Here is a 2,801-nt window from a genome sequence, read left to right on the forward strand (position 1 = left end):
AGCAGGGCGCGCCCGTCCTCGACCTTGACCAGGGCCTCGGGGCTCGATCCGACCACGTCGAAGCCGTCCAGGCGCAGGAGGTACATGTACGGCGACGGGTTGGTGGCCCGCAGCACCCGGTAGACGTCTAGGGCGCTCGCGGCGCAGGGGGTCTCGAAGCGCTGCGAGGGCACGACCTGGAAGGCCTCACCGGCGCGGATGCGCTCCTTGATGTCCTCGACGGCCCTCTGGTACTGCTCGCCGCCCCACCGGGCGGTGTACTCGGGCAGTTCGGAGGCGGGCAGCGCGGCCGGGGGCTGGGCGACGGGCCGTGCGAGGTCGGCCTCCATGGCGTCGAGCCGGGCGATGGCGTCCTCGTAGGCCTCGTCGACACCGGAGTCGAGGTCGTTGTGGTTGATCGCGTTGGCGATCAGCAGGACCGAGCCGTCCCAGTGGTCGAGCACGGCGAGGTCGCTGGTGAGCAGCATGGTCAGCTCGGGCAGGCGCAGGTCGTCCCGCTCGCCGGGGCCGATCTTCTCCAGGCGGCGCACGATGTCGTAGCCGAGGTAGCCGACCATGCCGCCGGTGAAGGGCGGCAGGCCGTCGGCGCTGACCACGTCGCGCGGGGTGTGCAGCAGGGCGATGGTGGCGCGCAGGGCTTCGAGCGGGTCGCCGTCGGTGGGGACGCCGACGGGCGGGGTGCCGAGCCAGTGGGCCGCGCCGTCGCGGACGGTGAGGGTGGCGGCGCTGCGGACCCCGACGAAGGAGTAGCGGGACCAGGACCTGCCGTTCTCGGCGGATTCCAGGAGGAACGTGCCGGGGCGTTCGGCGGCGAGCTTGCGGTAGAGGCCGACGGGGGTGTCGCCGTCCGCGAGGAGCTTGCGGCTGACGGGGATGACGCGGCGGTCGGACGCCAGCTTGCGGAAGGTCTCGAGGTCCATGGCTGCGACCCTACTGACCGGGCGCGGGCACGCCGGACAACGGCAGCACGTCGGAGTCGAAGCAGGTGCGCGTGCCGGTGTGGCAAGCGGCGCCGACCTGGTCGACCTGGACGAGGACGGTGTCCGCGTCGCAGTCCAGGGCGACTTCCCTGACGTACTGGAAGTGGCCGGAGGTGTCGCCCTTGACCCAGTACTCCTGGCGGCTGCGGGACCAGTAGGTGCAGCGGCCCGTGGTCAGGGTGCGGTGCAGCGCCTCGTCGTCCATCCAGCCGAGCATCAGCACCTCGCCGGTGTCGTACTGCTGGGCGATGGCGGGGATGAGCCCGTCGGCGCTGCGCTTGAGGCGCGCGGCGATCTCCGGGTCGAGGGCGCTGCTGGGCGGAGGCACGCTGGTCATGGGCCCATTGTGCCGCGCCGGGGGCGCGCGACGGACCCCCGTCCACTGTCCGGACCGGGTGGGCGGCCGTAGGCTTGCGGGCATGTCGACCCATGCGAAGCGTGAACGACTTCTTCTCGCCGATCTGTTGGAGGCGGAGGGGCCGGAGGCTCCCACCCTGTGCGAGGGGTGGCAGACCCGTGACCTCGCGGCCCATGTGGTGGTGCGCGAGCGCCGCGCGGACGCCGCGGGCGGACTCCTGATCAAGCAGCTCGCGGGCCGTCTCGAGCGGGTGCAGGCGGAGTTCGCGGCGAAGCCGTACGAGGAGCTGATCCAGCTCATCAGAACCGGGCCGCCGCGGTTCTCGCCCTTCTCCCTCAAGCAGGTCGACGAGGCCGCGAACGCGGTGGAGTTCTACATCCACACCGAGGACGTGCGCCGCGCGAGCCCCGACTGGGTGCCGCGCGAGCTCGACCCGGTCTTCGCGGACGCCCTCTGGTCCCGTCTGGAGCGCACGGCCCGCCTGATCGGCCGCAAGGCCCCGGTCGGTCTGGTCCTGCGCCGCCCCGACGGCCAGACGGCGGTGGCCCACCGGGGCACCCCGGTGGTGACGGCCACGGGCGAACCGGCCGAGCTGCTCCTGTTCGCCTACGGCAGGCAGTCGGTCGCCGAGGTGGAGCTGGACGGCGACAAGGGCGCGATCGCGACGCTCCAGGAGACCAGGCAACTGGGGCTGTAGCGCCCGGGGTCCGGCGCGCCGGGGTTCCGGCGCGCCGGGAACCTAGCGCACCGGGTGTCCGGCCTCCCGCAGGGCGCCCTTCACCTCGCCGATGCGCAGGTCGCCGAAGTGGAAGACCGAGGCCGCGAGGACCGCGTCCGCACCGGCGGCGATCGCCGGGGGGAAGTGGCCGAGGCGGCCCGCGCCGCCCGAAGCGATCACCGGGACCGAGACGTGGGCGCGGACGGCCGCGATCATCTCGGTGTCGTAGCCGTCCTTGGTGCCGTCGGCGTCCATGGAGTTGAGCAGGATCTCGCCCGCGCCCAGTTCGGCGGCCTGGTGTGCCCATTCGACGGCGTCGATCCCGGCCGACTTCCGGCCGCCGTGGGTCGTCACCTCGAAGGAGCCCGACGCCGTGCGGCGCGCGTCGACCGAGAGGACGAGGACCTGGCGGCCGAAGCGCTCCGCGATCTCGCGGATCAGGTCGGGGCGCGCGATGGCCGCGGTGTTGACGCCCACCTTGTCCGCGCCCGCCCGCAGCAGCTTGTCGACGTCCTCGGCGGTGCGCACGCCGCCGCCGACCGTGAGCGGGATGAAGACCTGCTCGGCGGTGCGGCGGACCACGTCGTACGTCGTCTCGCGGTTGCCGGAGGACGCGGTGATGTCCAGGAAGGTCAGCTCGTCGGCGCCCTCGGCGTCGTAGACCTTGGCCATCTCCACGGGGTCGCCCGCGTCGCGCAGGTTCTGGAAGTTGACGCCCTTGACGACGCGGGCGACCCCGTGGAGA

4 protein-coding genes are annotated in these 2,801 nt (G+C 72.9%); 1 reads left to right on the forward strand and 3 read right to left on the reverse strand.

Annotation, left to right across the window (positions count from 1 at the left end; translation table 11 throughout):
- Positions 1 to 920: chorismate-binding protein (locus AB8Z36_RS36120; RefSeq protein WP_369217620.1), on the reverse strand; the 920-nt coding region annotated here is incomplete at its 3' end.
- 10 nt (positions 921 to 930) lie between these two features.
- Positions 931 to 1,317, reverse strand: a complete 387-nt coding sequence (hisI, locus tag AB8Z36_RS36125) for a phosphoribosyl-AMP cyclohydrolase (protein ID WP_369217621.1) — start codon at positions 1,315 to 1,317, stop codon at positions 931 to 933.
- An 82-nt stretch (positions 1,318 to 1,399) separates the two neighbouring features.
- Between hisI and AB8Z36_RS36130 the strand changes: the two genes are divergently transcribed.
- Complete coding sequence (locus AB8Z36_RS36130; protein ID WP_369217622.1) at positions 1,400 to 2,035, forward strand: TIGR03085 family metal-binding protein; 636 nt, start codon at positions 1,400 to 1,402, stop codon at positions 2,033 to 2,035.
- A gap of 42 nt (positions 2,036 to 2,077) precedes the next feature.
- Here AB8Z36_RS36130 and hisF read toward each other — a convergent pair.
- On the reverse strand, positions 2,078 to 2,801 hold a 724-nt coding region (hisF, locus tag AB8Z36_RS36135), incomplete at its 5' end, for an imidazole glycerol phosphate synthase subunit HisF (RefSeq protein ID WP_369217623.1).

This window comes from Streptomyces flavofungini (assembly GCF_041028215.1).
GTDB classification, from domain to species: Bacteria; Actinomycetota; Actinomycetes; order Streptomycetales; family Streptomycetaceae; genus Streptomyces; species Streptomyces flavofungini_B.

Bases quoted from the DNA above. Each gene is read 5' to 3' on its own strand.
- hisI (WP_369217621.1), bottom strand. From the start codon at position 1,317: ATGACCAGCGTGCCTCCGCCCAGCAGCGCCCTCGACCCGGAGATCGCC.
- AB8Z36_RS36130 (WP_369217622.1), top strand. From the start codon at position 1,400: ATGTCGACCCATGCGAAGCGTGAACGACTTCTTCTCGCCGATCTGTTG.